Origin of the sequence: Pseudomonas sp. Z1-14 (genome assembly GCF_051132005.1) — a bacterium.
Classification (GTDB): Bacteria; Pseudomonadota; Gammaproteobacteria; order Pseudomonadales; family Pseudomonadaceae; genus Aquipseudomonas.
In genome coordinates this window covers 181,768-196,361 of record NZ_CP071646.1, presented here as the reverse complement: position 1 = coordinate 196,361, position 14,594 = coordinate 181,768, and the positions used below count along the sequence as shown (strand labels likewise).

The following is a 14,594-nucleotide window of genomic DNA, read 5'->3' as shown; positions in this document are numbered from 1 at the left end:
CACAACAAGCCGGGACGCCGAAGCGTCTGCATCGCGGCTTTGCTGCAACTGTCCAATAGGAACCCGAACGCCCATGTCCACCAAACACGCCACTCAGGACCGCTGGCTGGACCTTAACGATCTGCTCCGCCAACTGGTCGCCCAGGGCCTCATCAGCCAGGATTCAGCCGAAACCGCGCTCAACGCCCGGCGGCGGCATAACGCCAACAGCCAGTTGCACCCGCTGGAGTTCATCGCCAACCAGCACCTGGACGACCTCAGCCGACCCGGCAAGCGCCTGGACCTTGAGAACCTGACGCTGTGGCTGGCCCAGCAGGCCGACCAACCCTACATGCGCATCGACCCGTTGAAGATCAACGTGGCGGCCGTTACGCCGCTGATGTCCTATGCCTTTGCGCAACGTCACAAGATTCTCGCAGTGGCGGTTGACCGTGACGCCGTCACCGTCGCCAGTGCCCAGCCTTACGTCAGCAGTTGGGAAGCCGACCTGACCCACGTGCTCAAGCTGCCGGTCAGGCGGGTGGTTGCCAACCCGGTGGATATCCAGCGCCTGAGCGTGGAATTCTATCGCCTGGCCAAATCCGTCAGCGGCGCTACTACCGTCGATCAGCAACCGAGCAACCTGACCAACTTCGAACAACTGCTCAACCTCGGCGCCAGCGACCAGGAGCCGGACGCCAACGACGCCCATATCGTCAACATCGTCGATTGGCTGTTCCAGTACGCCTTCCAGCAGCGGGCCAGCGATATCCACATCGAACCGCGCCGGGAGCAGGGCACCGTACGCTTTCGCATCGACGGGGTGCTGCACACCGTCTATCAGTTCCCGCCGCAGGTGACGATGGCGATCATCAGTCGCCTGAAAAGCCTGGGGCGCATGAACGTCGCGGAAAAGCGCAAGCCCCAGGATGGTCGCGTCAAAACCAAGACTCCCGACGGCAACGAAGTGGAGTTGCGCTTGTCGACCTTGCCGACCGCGTTCGGCGAAAAAATGGTGATGCGGATCTTCGATCCGGAAGTATTGCTCAAGGATTTCGACCAGCTGGGCTTCTCCGCCGATGACCTGCGTCGCTGGCAGGACATGACCCGCCAGCCCAACGGCATCATTCTGGTCACGGGCCCCACCGGGTCCGGCAAGACCACGACGCTCTACACGACGTTGAAAAAACTGGCGACGCCGGAAGTGAACCTCTGCACCATCGAGGATCCGATCGAGATGGTCGAGGCCTCGTTCAACCAGATGCAGGTCCAGCACAACATCGAGCTGTCTTTCGCGGCGGGCGTACGTGCGTTGATGCGGCAGGACCCGGACATCATCATGATCGGCGAGATCCGTGACCTGGAAACCGCCGAAATGGCAATCCAGGCAGCACTCACCGGACACCTCGTCCTCTCGACCCTGCACACCAACGACGCGCCGAGCGCCATCAGCCGCCTGCTGGAGCTCGGCGTGCCGCATTACCTGATCAAGGCCACAGTGCTCGGAGTCATGGCCCAGCGCCTGGTGCGTACGTTGTGCCCACATTGCAAGGCGCCCATCACCCTGGATGAAGACGACTGGCAAACCCTGACGAGGCCCTGGCAGGCCCCGCTGCCGACCAACGCCCAGCAGGCTGTCGGCTGCTCGGAATGCCGCGATACCGGCTATCGGGGGCGGGCCGGGGTGTACGAGATCATGCAGTTGAGCGACAGCGTCAAAGGCCTGATCCACCCAGACACCGACCTGCTCGCCGTGCGCCGCCAGGCCTTCAAGGAAGGCATGCGCAGCCTGCGGCTCTCGGGCGCACAAAAGGTAGCGGCGGGCCTGACCACGGTCGAAGAAGTGCTGCGGGTGACGCCACAGAGTGAACAGAAGTAGCGTGTGGCGAGGGCTGACTGACGGGTCATGGAACTGAATCAAGGCTGCGGCAATCCAAAGTCATAGTTAACCCTGTGGAGTCACCTATCATGCGTCTCAAACTTGCTGTCGCGACCCTGGCCTTGCTTTCTCTTCCTGTTGGCTCGGCAATGGCCGACACGTTTTGGCGTAACGTCATCTCATCCGGTGCGACCACCGGTTCTACCTACCTGACCTTCAAGGACAACAAGCTGATCGTCGCCGCCCAGGACGACGCCGGCAGCTTCGTCGCCAGTGACGGCGGCATCCGTGGCCCCTACCTGGAAGCCGCGATGCAGAAAGTCCGTGCCGACAACCCAAGCCTGCAAGCCACCGACATGGAACTGGCCAACGCGATCCTGGCGAAAAACGCCGTCGCCCAGGAATGATTTCCGGCCGATAAAAAATGCCGCTCGATTGAGCGGCATTTTTTTGCCCGACGGACATCTCACAAACCAACGTGGGAGCGAGCCTGCTCGCGAAAGCGGTGTGTCAGCCAACCTCGATGTTGCTGATTTATCGCCTTCGCGAGCAGGCTCGCTCCCACAGGTATAAAGTATTACTCGCCGATAGCAGTCTTGTAGCCGGCAGCATCGAGCAACTTGTCCAACTCGGCCTTGTCGCTTGGCTTGAGCTTGAAGATCCAGGCGCCGTACGGATCGGAGTTCAGTAACTCCGGCGAGCCGCTCAACTCTTCATTGATCGCAATCACTTCGCCGGAAATGGGGGCGTAGATGTCGGAAGCGGCCTTGACCGACTCCACCACTCCAGCCTGATCACCAGCAGCAAAAACCTTACCGACCTCGGTCAGCTCGACAAACACCACATCGCCCAAAGCTTCCTGCGCATGGTCGCTGATGCCTACGGTGACGGTACCGTCGGCTTCCAGGCGGGCCCACTCGTGGCTTTCGGCAAAACGCAGTTCGGCGGGGATATCACTCATATTCTGTGTCCTCAAGAGAAAGTGTCAGCGGCCGGCGGCCCGCCGCAAAAGGTTAGATCAGGGTTTTGCCATGGCGGACGAAGGTCGGCTTGACCACCCGTACCGGGTACCACTTGCCACGAATTTCCACCTCGGCACGGTCGGCGGTAGCCATCGGAACACGTGCCAAGGCAATCGACTTGCTAAGCGTAGGAGAAAAACTACCACTGGTGATCTCTCCTTCGCCAACATTGGCGATGCGGACCACCTGATGAGCGCGCAGAACACCGCGCTCCTCAAGTACCAGCCCGACCAGTTTGTGCTGCACGCCAGCCGCCAGTTCGGCTTCCAGCGCCGAGCGGCCGATGAACTGGCGACTCGCAGGTTCCCAGGCGATGCTCCAGGCCATGTTGGAGGCCAGCGGCGAAACATCCTGGTGAATGTCCTGGCCATAGAGATTCATGCCCGCCTCCAGGCGCAAGGTATCGCGAGCCCCAAGGCCGATGGGAGGAATGCCAGCGCCCACCAGATCGTTGAAAAAGCTCGGGGCTTCATGGGCCGGCAGGACGATTTCCAAACCATCTTCACCGGTGTAGCCGGTACGGGCAATGAACCAGTCACCGTCGGCACGACCTTCGAAGGGCTTGAGCTGCTGGATCAATTGGCCGCGTGATTGCGTGACCAGTTCGGCAATCTTGTGCCGGGCCTGCGGCCCCTGGATGGCCAGCATCGCCAGTTCGGGACGCTCGTGCAGTTGCACATCATATTCACCGAGCTGTGCCTGCATCCAAGCCAGGTCCTGGTCGCGGGTCGAGGCATTGAACACCAGCCGGTAACCGTACTCGACCCGGTAGATGATCATGTCATCGACGATGCCACCGCGCTCATTGAGCATCGTGCTGTATAGCGCACGGCCGGTGTCCTGGAGGCGATCGACGTCATTGGCCAGCAAGCGCTGCAGCCAGGCCTTGGCCTGGGGGCCGGCAACGTCGATCACGGTCATGTGGGACACATCGAACACACCGCAATCGCGGCGCACCTGGTGGTGTTCCTCGACCTGCGAGCCGTAGTGCAAAGGCATATCCCAACCGCCAAAATCGACCATCTTCGCGCCAAGGGCGAGATGCAGGTCATACAGAGGCGTACGCTGTCCCATGGGTTTCTCCTTCCGGGCGTGGCGAAGGTGCGGACGGGTACTGCACAGCACGAACGCCTGAAAAAAAGCGCCCTCAGCTACCCGGTCCGACGGACGGACCGCACCGAATGCCGCGCATTGTATCCGCATGCCATGGCACTGGCACCTGGAGCCGCTCTCAATTAATTCAGAACGCGTCGATGAGCCGAGCGCCGTATCAATCCGATGACCGGCAACAGCCCGACCAGCACCAGGGTCAGCGCCGGCAATGCAGCCCGTGCCCACTCCCCCTCGCTGGTCATCTCAAAGACCCGCACTGCCAGCGTGTCCCAGCCGAACGGGCGCATCAGCAGGGTGGCGGGCATTTCCTTGAGCACATCGACAAACACCAGCAACGCCGCGCTCAACGTGCCAGGGAGTAGCAACGGCAGATACACTTTGAAAAACAGTCGTGGCCCACTGACGCCAAGGCTTCGTGCGGCCTCGGGCAATGACGGACGAATCCGCGCCAGGCTGCTTTCCAGCGGACCGTAGGCCACGGCCAGGAAACGTATCAGGTAGGCCAGCAGCAACGCCGACAAACTGCCCAACAGTAACGGCTTGCCCGCCCCGCCGAGCAAGGTCGATAGCGGAATGACCAACTCACGGTCCAGATAGCTGAACGCAAGCATGATCGACACCGCCAGCACTGAACCCGGCAAGGCATAACCCAGGTTCGCCAGGCCGACACCGGCGCGGATCGGGCGGGTCGGCGCCAAGCGACGGGCGAACGCCAGCAGCAAGGCCACGCAGACGGTGACCAGGGCCGCCAGGCCGCCCAGATAGAGGGTATGGATGATCAACCCGGCATAACGCTCGTCCAAGTCAAACCGACCGCGCTGCCAGAACCACACCACCAGTTGCAGCACCGGAATGACGAACGCGCACGCGAAAACCAACAGGCACCAGCTGCTGGCCGCCGCCGCCTTGAAACCGCGCAAATGGTAAAGCGCCTTGACCCGGGGCCGTTCGTTGCTGGCCCGCTGTGCTCCTCGGGCACGGCGTTCACCGTAGAGCACCACCATCACCGCCAGCAGCAAGAGACTGGCCAGTTGGGCGGCGCTGGAAAGACTGAAGAAGCCGTACCAGGTTTTATAGATGGCGGTGGTAAAGGTGTCGAAGTTGAACACCGACACCGCGCCAAAATCCGCCAGGGTTTCCATCAGCGCCAGCGCCACGCCCGCGCCAATGGCCGGTCGGGCCATCGGCAGTGCCACCCGCCAGAACGCCTGCCAGGGCGATTGGCCGAGTACCCGGGCCGCTTCCATCAATCCCTTGCCTTGGGCCAGGAAGGCGCTACGCGCGAGCAGATAGACATACGGATAGAACACCAGCACCAACACCAGGATAACCCCACCGGTCGACCGCACCCGGGGCAGGCGCAAGCCGCTGCCGAACCATTCGCGCATCAGGGTCTGCACCGGGCCGGCAAAATCCAGCAGGCCGACGAAAACAAACGCCAGCACATAGGCGGGAATCGCGAACGGCAACATCAACGCCCAATCGAGCCAGCGCCGACCGGGGAATTCGCAAAGGCTGGTAAGCCACGCCAGACTGACCCCCAACAACGTCACGCCGACACCCACACCCAGGATCAGCGTCAGGGTATTACCCAGCAGGCGCGGCATCTGGGTCTCCCACAAGTGGGACCAGATCTGCGCGTCGATGCTCTGCCAGGACAGCAACAGCACGCTCAACGGCAACAGGACCAGCGCAGCGACGGCGAAGACCAGGGGATACCAGCGGCGTTGGGCGGGGTGGGTCAAGGAAAACTCTCGTAAGACAAACGGTCATGTGGCGAGGGAGCTTGCTCCCGCTGGAGGGCGAAGCCCTCCCGGGATATCTGCCAGGACCTATATGCCGGGGCATGATCTGGGGCTTTGGGGCTACTGCGTAGCCCAGCGGGAGCAAGCTCCCTCGCCACGGGTCGTCAATGAGCTGAAAGGGATCGTCTCAGTTCCAGCCGGCACGATCCATCAGGCGAATGGCTTCGGCCTGGCGTTTGCCCGCGACTTCCACCGGCAGCGTATCGGCCTTGAACTGGCCCCAGGCGGCGACTTCCTTGGACGGCTGGACTTTCGGGTTGGCCGGGAATTCCTGGTTCACGTCGGCGAAGATGCTTTGCGCTTCAGGCGTGGTCATCCATTCCACCAGTTTTTTCGCGGCGTCCGGGTGCGGCGCGTGCTTGGTCAGGCCGATACCCGAGAGGTTGATGTGCACGCCACGGTCCGCCTGGTTCGGCCAGAACAGCTTGACCTTCAAGTCTGGCTTCTGCTGGTGCAGGCGGCCGTAGTAATAGGTGTTGACGATGCCAACGTCGCACTGGCCGGCATTGATCGCCTCAAGCAGCGCGGTGTCGTCGGAGAATACGTCGGTGGACAGGTTCCTGACCCAGCCTTTGAGGATCTCCTCGGTTTTTTCAGCACCATGGGTTTCGATCAGGGTCGCGGTCAGCGACTGGTTGTAGACCTTTTTCGAGGTCCGCAGGCACAAGCGGCCTTCCCATTCCTTGCCGGCCAGCGCTTCGTAAGTAGTCAGCTCACCCGGTTTGACCCGGTCAGTCGAGTAGGCAATGGTCCGCGCACGCAGGCTCAGGCCGGTCCAGGCGTGGGACGACGCCCGATACTGAGGGGGAATGTTGGCATCGATTATCGGCGAGGTGAACGGCTGCAGAATGCCCATCTGCTCGGCTTGCCAGAGGTTGCCGGCGTCGACGGTCAGCAGCAGGTCGGCGGTGGCATTTTTGTCTTCGGCCTTGATCCGCTGCATCAGGGGCGCTTCCTTGTCGGTGATGAACTTCACCGCGACGCCGGTCTTCTTGGTGTAGGCATCGAAAACCGGTTTGATCAGCTCATCGATGCGCGACGAATAGACCACCACCTCATCGGCAGCCTGGGCGACGGAAGTGCCGATCAGGGTCAGTGCGAGGGCGGACAGCAGGCGTTTGGTGGCCGACATGGTAGCGGTCTCTAGATTGTGAACAGAGCGCAAATGATAAGGACTCACATTTAGCACCACAATCGAACAGTGGGTAGACACGTTTCCAAATGTTGCACAGGTGGAAGAGGTGGCTGTTCCGGCCCCATCGCGAGCAAGCTCGCTCCCACAGGACAGCACTGGACAAATGTGGGAGCGAGCTTGCTCGCGATGAGGCCATAAGCTCCAAAACAACTTTCAGATCTTGGCCAGATCCGGCAGATCCCCGGTCAGCCCCAACGCCTCGCGTACGAACAGCGCCTTGGCTTCCGGCATGCGGTCTACCAGCTTCAGACCGGTATTACGCAACCAGCGCACCGGCAATGGATCGGCCTGGAACAGCCGCTCGAAGCCTTCCATCGCCGCCATCAGCGCCAGGTTATGGGGCATGCGCCGCCGCTCATAGCGGCTCAACACCTTGAGATCGGCCAACCGCTCGCCACGCCCGGCGGACTGCAACAGCACCTCGGCCAACACCGCGGCATCCAGGAAACCCAGGTTGACGCCCTGCCCGGCCAGGGGATGGATGGTATGCGCCGCATCGCCGATCAGCGCCAGCCCTTCGGCCACGTAACGCTTGGCGTGGCGTTGGCGCAGCGGTACGCAGACGCGAGGATCGGCGCCGAGCACCGCGCCTAGCCGGCCCTCGAAAGCCCGCTCCAGTTCGGCGCAGAAAGCGCCGTCATCCAGTGTCATCAAGCGCTGCGCTTCGCCAGGCGTGGTCGACCAGACGATCGAGCACCAGTCCTGCTCGCCATCGCGCGCCAGAGGCAGGAATGCCAGCGGACCATTGTCGGTGAAGCGTTGCCAAGCGGTCTGGCGATGAGGTCCGGCGCAGCGCACGCTGGTGACGATCGCGTGATGCAGGTAGTCCCACTCGCGAGTGGCGACCCCCGTCAGTCGGCGCACGGCGGAGTTCGCCCCGTCGGCGGCAATCACCAGTGGCGCGCGCAAGGTGCGCCCGTCAGCCAGGGTCAGCAGCCAGTCGTCGCCGGAGCGGCGCATCTGCTCCAGGCGCGCATTGGCCAGCAGGCCCAGGTCGCAGTCATGCAACCGGTCCAGCAGTGCATCCTGAACGACGCGGTTCTCGACGATGTGGCCAAGCACTTCGGCATGCAGGCTGGCGGCGGAAAAATGAATCTGCCCCGTGCCGCTACCGTCCCAGACATGCATGTCGGTGTAGGGACTGGTGCGTCGGGCGACGATACCGTCCCAGACGCCCAGACGATCGAGAATCCGCTGGCTGGCCGCCGACAGGGCGCTGACCCGGGGTTCGAACGCTGCCAGGGAATCAAAGGGTTTGACGCTCAGCGGGCTGCCGTCGAGCAACAATACCTGCAATCCGCTGCCCTGCAACGCAAGCGCCAGGGCGCTGCCGACCATGCCGGCACCGACAATCAACAGATCTGCGCGCAATTCCATGCTTTAAGCCTGTGCTGCTGGCGACATGAGCCGCCGGTGAAAGGAATGAGCCGTATCAAGCATCGGGGCGAGTCCCCAAGCCCATGGCCTGGCGAGCGAACCAGCGCTTGGCCGGGGGCAGCAGGTCAAGGCCCAGCAGGCCGAGATTGCGGCCCACGGATACCAGCGGCAGATCGCTGCTGAACAGCCGCGTGACCTGGTCGGAGAAGCCGACGGTCAGGGCCTGGTCCATCCGCTGGCGCTCGCGATAGGCTTGCAATACAGAGAAGTCGCCAGGCGTGCTCTCACTCCCGAGCAACGCATCGGCCAACGCCTGCGCGTCACGCAAGGACAGGTTGAAGCCCTGGCCCGCTATCGGATGCAGGCTATGGGCAGCATTGCCGAGGATCGCCAGGTGCGGACGTACCTGCTCTTCGGCTTCTACCAGCGCCAGCGGATAAAGGTGTCGCGCACCCACCTGCTTCAACGTGCCGAGGCGATAGCCGAACACACTCTGCAGCTCACTGAGAAAACTACGCTCGTCGAGGGCCGCCAGCCGTTGCGCATCCATGCCCTGGCGAGTCCAGACCAACGCACAACGATTTTCCGGCAGCGGCAACAAGGCCATCGGGCCGTCGTCGGTAAAGCGTTCGAAAGCCACGCCGTTGTGGGCTTCGCTGGGTGTGAGGTTGGCAATCAACGCGCTCTGGTCGTAAGGGCGATTGCGCACACCGACGCCCAACTGCTCACGCAATCCGGAGCGCCCACCGTCGGCCAGTACGGCGAGGTCGCATTCCAGCGTGGTTTCGTCATCCAGCGTCAAACGATAACCACCGACTAGCGGCTCCATCCGGGTGACTTGCGCCGGGCAGCGCCAACTGACCACATCCTTGTCCAGCCCTTGCCACAGGCACTGGCCGAGCCAGGCATTTTCCACCACGTAGCCGAGGGCCGGCACGCCCTCCTCCATGGCGGACAACCGTGCGGTGGAAAACCGTCCGCGGTCGGAAACATGAATCTGTTTGATCGGTTCTGCGCGGCGGGAAATTTCCTGCCAGAGGCCCAGGCGCTGATAAATCTGTCGAGCACCGAAGGAGAGCGCCGATGAGCGCGCGTCATAGCTCGGCTGCCAAGTGTCGCCGGGGGCGAACGGCTCGATCAGCATGATCTTCCACCCCCTGGCCTTGGCGCCTGCCTGCAAGGCGAGCGCCAGGCTCGCGCCGACCAGGCCGCCACCTATGATCGCCACGTTGACCCGGCTCATGCCGCTTGAGTCCGTGCGGCGGCCATCAGGGCCTCGATCTCGGCGACCGTTTTCGGCACGCCGCGGGTCAGGATTTCACAACCGGTCTTGGTCACTACCACGTCATCCTCGATGCGCACGCCAATGCCGCGCCATCTCTTCGCTACGCTGCGATTGTCCGGAGCAATATAGATGCCCGGCTCCACGGTCAAGGCCATGCCAACCTCCAGCACGCGCCATTCGCCACCGACCCGGTATTCACCGACGTCGTGCACGTCCATGCCCAGCCAGTGACCGGCACGGTGCATGTAGAACGCCCGGTAGGCTTCGCTGGCGATCAACTGGTCCACCTCGCCGTCCAGCAGCCCGAGACGCACCAGCCCCTCGGTAATGACCCGGACCGTAGCTTCATGGGCCTGGTTCCAATGCTTGTTCGGGCCAATTTCAGCGAACGCCGCTTCCTGGGCCGCCAGCACGACCTCATAGATCGCCTTCTGCTCGGGCGAAAACTTGCCGCTGACCGGCCAGGTACGGGTGATATCGCTGGCATAGCAGTCGATTTCGCAACCGGCGTCGATCAGCACCAGGTCGCCATCCTTGAGCGGCGCGTCGTTCTGCTGGTAATGCAGGATGCAACTGTTACGCCCCGCCGCGACGATGGAGCCGTAGGCCGGCATCTTTGCGCCGCCCTTGCGAAATTCGTAGTCGAGCTCGGCTTCCAGGCTGTATTCGTAAAGCCCCGGACGTGCCGCTTGCATGGCGCGGATGTGCGCCTGGGCGGAAATCCGCGCCGCTTCGCGCATCACTTTCACTTCCGCCGCCGATTTATACAGGCGCATATCGTGCAGCAGATGATCCAGGGCAACAAATTCGTTCGGCGGCTGGGCACCAAGGTGGGCCTTGGAGCGAATCACGTTGATCCACTCCATCAGGTGCCGGTCGAATTCGGGGTTGCTGCCCATGGCCGAATAGACCCGGTCGCGACCTTCGATCAGGCCCGGCAGGATGTCGTCGATGTCGGTGATGGGAAACGCGTCGTCGGCGCCGTAGTCCCGGATCGCCCCTTCCTGGCCGGCGCGCAAGCCATCCCACAGTTCACGTTCGGCGTTGCGCTCGCGGCAAAACAGGATGTACTCGCCGTGAGCGCGACCGGGCATCAGCACCAGCACCGCTTGCGGCTCGGGGAAGCCGCTGAGGTACTGGAAGTCGCTGTCCTGGCGATAGACGTGCTCGACGTCGCGGTTGCGGATCGCAACGGCGGCGGCGGGCAGGATTGCGATGCTGTTGGGTTCCATCTGCGCCATCAAGGCCTTGCGGCGACGACTGTATTCCGACTTCGGGATATGAATCATGGGCAGACGGTGTTCCCTTTCAAGCGATCAGTGCAGGGACGGCTTGGCAGCCGGTTCAGCGGTTTTTTTGGTCTCGGTAAACAGCAGCAACGGCGCGACCCGCAGGTACTCCATCACTTCCATGTAGTCGCTCTCGCCGTCGTCGGATTCTTCCAGGGCGTCCTGCACCTGGGAGATGGCCGCCAGGTCTTGCAACACTTCCTTGGCTTCATCGCTCAAGGCGTATTCGCGGCGGGTCAGGCCGAAGCCTGCCAGGAAACCCTGGCACCACTGACCCAGCGCAGCGGCGCGTTCAGCCAGCGGCGCGTCATCGGTGGGCAGCAACAGGACGACGGTCATGTCGTCACTGGTCAATTCACCCTTGACCATTTCCTGCAGGCCGATGAGCGCGTTGCGCACGTTGTCCGCCGGCTCGCCTTCAAGCAGTTCGGCGGCGTCGGCCAACCAGCCGTCAGCATCAAAACCGGCGCCGGCACAGCTGCGGCCGAGCAGCAGGCCATGCAGCTCGGCGGGCGAGACAGGGTGGCCGCTGGTGCTCAGCAGGGTGGCAAAGGCTTGGTACGGAGAATTCTGAATGGGCATGGGCAGCTAGGCGCCAGACGGCGCTATGTCTAGAATGGAGGCCTTGTATCCTACATCGACAGACTCGCCAAGACCATTAAAGGCTGTGCGACCCAAATCCCTCCATCAGACACATTCTTCAGTGGACACAATGGAAGACACCGACCTGCAAGCGCTGATGGCCAGACTCGAGCTGCTAATTGACCGGGTCGAGCAACTTAAGAGCCAAAACGGACTCCTATTAGCTCAGGAAAAAACCTGGCGCGAGGAACGCGCGCACCTCATTGAAAAAAACGAAATCGCCCGGCGTAAGGTCGAATCGATGATTTCGCGCCTCAAGGCCCTGGAGCAAGACTCATGAGTTCAAGCAATAGCGTTACCGTGCAGATCCTCGATAAAGAGTATTCGATCATCTGCCCCCAGGAAGAGCGCAGCAACCTGGTGAGCGCCGCCCGTTACCTGGATGGCAAGATGCGCGAGATCCGCAGCAGCGGCAAAGTCATCGGCGCCGATCGCATCGCCGTGATGGCCGCCTTGAACATTACCCACGACCTGCTCCACCGCCAGGATACGCCGGACGTACAGGTCAGCGGCTCGACCCGCGAACAGGTCCGCGACCTGCTCGATCGGGTGGATCTGGTACTGGCTACTGATCCGGACGTCAGCAAGGGCTGATTCGCGAGGCAGCCTGGGGTATACTTGCGTCACTCCCTGGGGTGCTTGCCAGTTGGTGATGTCCCTGAGCCGATACGCACAACCACGGGGGTTGCACGTTGGGGCCGGTGTGCATGTCCGCTTGACGGAAAGCCTTAACGCCTCCTGCAACTTCCACCTTGAACTTTCGGGTTCAAGGGCTAAGCCGACAGCGGTTCATCCGGGGAGCCTGATTCTTGAAACAATGCCAGTCATCATGACTGGCATTGTCGTTTCTGGCGTTTGGCGTTTTCTGGTCCCGCCGTTTGCGGTTACGCTGTGCCGATGTCACCGTCTCGCGAAGCATCGATATGACCGAACCTGCGTTGCCGCCCCGCCCACAACTTCGCCGCCTGCTACGCCAGGCCCGTCGTGCCTTGACCCCGGCCCAGCAACGGCGAGCCGCACACGGGCTATATCGGCAACTGGCACAGCATCCGCTGTTTCGCCGCGCAAGACACATCGCCCTGTACCTGCCCAACGACGGTGAAATCGACCCACGCCTGCTGCTGCGCGCCGCTCAACGTCGGGGCAAGGCGATTTATCTGCCAGTACTCAGTCCCTGGCCGCAGACCAGGATGGTGTTCCAGCGGATCCATCCCGGCGAAAAAATGCGCCCTAATCGTTTCCGCATCCCGGAACCACGCAAGAATATCGCCCGGCAGCGCAAAGTCTGGACATTGGACCTGGTATTGCTGCCGTTGGTGGGGTTTGACGATGCCGGCGGACGCCTGGGCATGGGCGGCGGCTTCTATGACCGCAGCCTGGCGTATCTGTCGCGACGCAAACAATGGCGCAAGCCGACGTTGCTGGGCCTGGCCCATGAGTGTCAGAAGGTCGAACGATTGGCGCAGGCAAGCTGGGATGTACCGTTACAGGGAACGGTCAGTGACAGGCGTTGGTATCTGGCGAGCTAGACGCCGCGAAACAGCGGCGTCCAGAAGACGGCTCAGCGCTTGAGTGCCGGCGCGGGCTGGGTGATTTCCATCGGTGCATCATTTTTGTTGGCCCATAAGCTCTGGGCATAACCCGTGGTGACGACACCCAGGCCGAACAGAATGACCAAGATCCACAACAAATCCGGTTTGCGTTTCATCGATTGCCCCCCTCAAGGCATATCACACACGATGACAGCAGCGGTTTTCTTATCTGGCCGTGCAGCAGCGTCAAGCTTGGAAGGCCGGCATTTTGCGGCAACGTGAACCGACACGCAAATGCTGGCGTCAACCGACTGTCGGTTTGTCATAAAATCGCTGAACCTTTTTATCGCCACCACCCAGGAGTAGAAATCATGGCCTACTGGCTGATGAAATCCGAGCCCGACGAATTGTCCATCCAGGGCCTGGAAAAGCTCGGCCAAGCGCGCTGGGACGGGGTTCGCAACTACCAGGCGCGCAATTTCCTGCGAGCCATGGCGGTAGGCGACTCATTCCTCTTTTATCACTCCAGTTGCCCGGAGCCAGGCATTGCCGGAATTGGCAAAATCATCAAGGCCGCCTATCCCGACCCAACGGCCCTGGAACCTGACAGTCATTACTTCGACGCCAAGGCCAGCCCGGAGAAAAACCCCTGGACCGCCCTCGACGTCGCCCATGTCGAGACATTCCCACGGGTGCTGAAGCTCGACTACCTCAAACAGCAGGCCGCCCTGGCCGAAATGCCGCTGGTGCAAAAAGGCTCGCGACTGTCAGTGATGCCGGTGACAGCTGAGCAGTGGGCGGCGGTCATTGCCTTGAAATCCTGACCAATGCAGTGCCCTGTCGGCCGCTTTCGCGAGCAGGCTCGCTCCCACAGGGGACTGGTGTTACCCACAAAACTCCTGTGGGAGCGAGCCTGCTCGCGAAGGGGCCCGCCCGGACAAACCTACTGAATGATCAGGTTGTTGAACAACAGATCATCCACCATCGGCTTGCCCGTCTCGTCGTTCATCACCTGCTGGGTCTGCTTCAACGCTTCCTGCCGCAGCTTTTCCTTGGCTTCAAGGTTGTTCATGGTTTCGGTCGTCTGCTGGGCGAACAGCGCCACCAACTGATTGCGAATCAACGGCTCGTTAGCCTTCACCGCCGCAGCGGCGGCGTCACCGGTCACGCGCAGGGCAACGTCGGCCTTGTAGACCTTCAGCTTGGTCGTTCCGTCCAGGCCATAGTTGCCCACGAATGGCGGGCTGAGCGTGATGTAACTGACCTTCGGCGCCTCGCCTTCTTTGGCTTCCTTGGCTTCTTCGGCCATCGCCGCCACAGGCAACGACAGGGCCAGCATCAACATGATCCACGCTTTCACATTCGACTCCTCATTCGATTTGCGGCCCAGCATACCGCCCTCTCGTCCCAGCACAAGCTTATGGCCGGCTATCAGGGCGGGGCATGCTCGTTGACCCCTTCACTCTCACACCTACA

The 14,594-nt window shown here is 61.9% G+C and carries 16 protein-coding genes and 1 other RNA gene; 7 read left to right on the top strand and 10 right to left on the bottom strand.

Annotated features, from left to right (window positions below; translation table 11 throughout):
- Positions 1–73 precede the first annotated feature (73 nt).
- Complete coding sequence (locus tag J3P89_RS00940; protein WP_305498037.1) at positions 74–1,858, top strand: GspE/PulE family protein; 1,785 nt, start codon at positions 74–76, stop codon at positions 1,856–1,858.
- An 86-nt stretch (positions 1,859–1,944) separates the two neighbouring features.
- Positions 1,945–2,265, top strand: coding sequence for a DUF2388 domain-containing protein (locus J3P89_RS00935; RefSeq protein WP_434697939.1), 321 nt, complete (start codon positions 1,945–1,947; stop codon positions 2,263–2,265).
- 170 nt (positions 2,266–2,435) lie between these two features.
- Here J3P89_RS00935 and gcvH read toward each other — a convergent pair whose 3' ends face one another.
- The 8 genes from gcvH to J3P89_RS00895 all read right to left on the bottom strand — a co-directional run bounded on the left by gcvH (position 2,436) and on the right by J3P89_RS00895 (position 11,526).
- Complete coding sequence (gene gcvH, locus J3P89_RS00930) at positions 2,436–2,819, bottom strand: glycine cleavage system protein GcvH (RefSeq protein WP_434696477.1); 384 nt, start codon at positions 2,817–2,819, stop codon at positions 2,436–2,438.
- A 52-nt stretch (positions 2,820–2,871) separates the two neighbouring features.
- Positions 2,872–3,954, bottom strand: coding sequence for a glycine cleavage system aminomethyltransferase GcvT (gcvT, locus tag J3P89_RS00925; RefSeq protein WP_305498035.1), 1,083 nt, complete (start codon positions 3,952–3,954; stop codon positions 2,872–2,874).
- Between the two features lie 161 nt (positions 3,955–4,115).
- Positions 4,116–5,738: an ABC transporter permease gene (locus tag J3P89_RS00920; RefSeq protein ID WP_434696476.1), complete on the bottom strand. Its 1,623-nt coding sequence runs from the start codon at positions 5,736–5,738 to the stop codon at positions 4,116–4,118.
- Between the two features lie 187 nt (positions 5,739–5,925).
- A complete protein-coding gene (locus J3P89_RS00915; protein WP_434696475.1) occupies positions 5,926–6,930 on the bottom strand; it encodes an extracellular solute-binding protein in 1,005 nt (334 codons plus the stop codon).
- A gap of 216 nt (positions 6,931–7,146) precedes the next feature.
- Positions 7,147–8,364: a 2-octaprenyl-3-methyl-6-methoxy-1,4-benzoquinol hydroxylase gene (locus tag J3P89_RS00910; RefSeq protein WP_434697938.1), complete on the bottom strand. Its 1,218-nt coding sequence runs from the start codon at positions 8,362–8,364 to the stop codon at positions 7,147–7,149.
- A 61-nt stretch (positions 8,365–8,425) separates the two neighbouring features.
- A complete protein-coding gene (gene ubiH, locus J3P89_RS00905) occupies positions 8,426–9,613 on the bottom strand; it encodes a 2-octaprenyl-6-methoxyphenyl hydroxylase (RefSeq protein ID WP_434696474.1) in 1,188 nt (395 codons plus the stop codon).
- Positions 9,610–10,944, bottom strand: a complete 1,335-nt coding sequence (gene pepP / locus J3P89_RS00900; RefSeq protein ID WP_434696473.1) for a Xaa-Pro aminopeptidase — start codon at positions 10,942–10,944, stop codon at positions 9,610–9,612. Before pepP ends, ubiH begins: the two co-directional genes overlap by 4 nt.
- Positions 10,945–10,971: 27 nt before the next feature.
- Positions 10,972–11,526: a YecA family protein gene (locus J3P89_RS00895; protein ID WP_047226083.1), complete on the bottom strand. Its 555-nt coding sequence runs from the start codon at positions 11,524–11,526 to the stop codon at positions 10,972–10,974.
- 130 nt (positions 11,527–11,656) lie between these two features.
- On the opposite strand from J3P89_RS00895, the gene J3P89_RS00890 reads away from it, so the two are divergent.
- The 4 genes from J3P89_RS00890 to J3P89_RS00875 all read left to right on the top strand — a co-directional run bounded on the left by J3P89_RS00890 (position 11,657) and on the right by J3P89_RS00875 (position 13,115).
- Positions 11,657–11,866, top strand: coding sequence for a TIGR02449 family protein (locus tag J3P89_RS00890; RefSeq protein WP_003177365.1), 210 nt, complete (start codon positions 11,657–11,659; stop codon positions 11,864–11,866).
- Positions 11,863–12,180, top strand: coding sequence for a cell division protein ZapA (locus J3P89_RS00885; protein WP_039590276.1), 318 nt, complete (start codon positions 11,863–11,865; stop codon positions 12,178–12,180). Before J3P89_RS00890 ends, J3P89_RS00885 begins: the two co-directional genes overlap by 4 nt.
- A 30-nt stretch (positions 12,181–12,210) precedes the next feature.
- Positions 12,211–12,390, top strand: a non-coding RNA gene (gene ssrS, locus J3P89_RS00880) — 6S RNA.
- A gap of 119 nt (positions 12,391–12,509) precedes the next feature.
- Positions 12,510–13,115, top strand: coding sequence for a 5-formyltetrahydrofolate cyclo-ligase (locus J3P89_RS00875; protein ID WP_434696472.1), 606 nt, complete (start codon positions 12,510–12,512; stop codon positions 13,113–13,115).
- 32 nt (positions 13,116–13,147) lie between these two features.
- On the opposite strand, the gene J3P89_RS00870 is transcribed toward J3P89_RS00875, so the two are convergent.
- Positions 13,148–13,294: a hypothetical protein gene (locus tag J3P89_RS00870; protein ID WP_434571028.1), complete on the bottom strand. Its 147-nt coding sequence runs from the start codon at positions 13,292–13,294 to the stop codon at positions 13,148–13,150.
- Between the two features lie 195 nt (positions 13,295–13,489).
- On the opposite strand from J3P89_RS00870, the gene J3P89_RS00865 reads away from it, so the two are divergent.
- Entirely contained in the window at positions 13,490–13,942 is a 453-nt protein-coding gene (locus J3P89_RS00865; protein WP_434696470.1) for an EVE domain-containing protein, read from the top strand.
- A 119-nt stretch (positions 13,943–14,061) separates the two neighbouring features.
- Here the strand turns inward: J3P89_RS00865 and J3P89_RS00860 are convergent, their stop codons facing one another.
- Positions 14,062–14,478, bottom strand: a complete 417-nt coding sequence (locus tag J3P89_RS00860) for a flagellar basal body-associated protein FliL (RefSeq protein ID WP_434571024.1) — start codon at positions 14,476–14,478, stop codon at positions 14,062–14,064.
- Positions 14,479–14,594: the final 116 nt, after the last annotated feature.

What these genes read in the sequence shown, in the direction of transcription:
- J3P89_RS00940 (WP_305498037.1), top strand. Translation starts at nt 74, where the DNA reads ATGTCCACCAAACACGCCACTCAGGACCGCTGGCTGGACCTTAACGAT.
- gcvH (WP_434696477.1), bottom strand. Translation starts at nt 2,819, where the DNA reads ATGAGTGATATCCCCGCCGAACTGCGTTTTGCCGAAAGCCACGAGTGG.
- gcvT (WP_305498035.1), bottom strand. Translation starts at nt 3,954, where the DNA reads ATGGGACAGCGTACGCCTCTGTATGACCTGCATCTCGCCCTTGGCGCG.
- J3P89_RS00915 (WP_434696475.1), bottom strand. Translation starts at nt 6,930, where the DNA reads ATGTCGGCCACCAAACGCCTGCTGTCCGCCCTCGCACTGACCCTGATC.
- ubiH (WP_434696474.1), bottom strand. Translation starts at nt 9,613, where the DNA reads ATGAGCCGGGTCAACGTGGCGATCATAGGTGGCGGCCTGGTCGGCGCG.
- pepP (WP_434696473.1), bottom strand. Translation starts at nt 10,944, where the DNA reads ATGATTCATATCCCGAAGTCGGAATACAGTCGTCGCCGCAAGGCCTTG.
- J3P89_RS00895 (WP_047226083.1), bottom strand. Translation starts at nt 11,526, where the DNA reads ATGCCCATTCAGAATTCTCCGTACCAAGCCTTTGCCACCCTGCTGAGC.
- J3P89_RS00890 (WP_003177365.1), top strand. Translation starts at nt 11,657, where the DNA reads ATGGAAGACACCGACCTGCAAGCGCTGATGGCCAGACTCGAGCTGCTA.
- J3P89_RS00885 (WP_039590276.1), top strand. Translation starts at nt 11,863, where the DNA reads ATGAGTTCAAGCAATAGCGTTACCGTGCAGATCCTCGATAAAGAGTAT.
- J3P89_RS00875 (WP_434696472.1), top strand. Translation starts at nt 12,510, where the DNA reads ATGACCGAACCTGCGTTGCCGCCCCGCCCACAACTTCGCCGCCTGCTA.
- J3P89_RS00870 (WP_434571028.1), bottom strand. Translation starts at nt 13,294, where the DNA reads ATGAAACGCAAACCGGATTTGTTGTGGATCTTGGTCATTCTGTTCGGC.
- J3P89_RS00865 (WP_434696470.1), top strand. Translation starts at nt 13,490, where the DNA reads ATGGCCTACTGGCTGATGAAATCCGAGCCCGACGAATTGTCCATCCAG.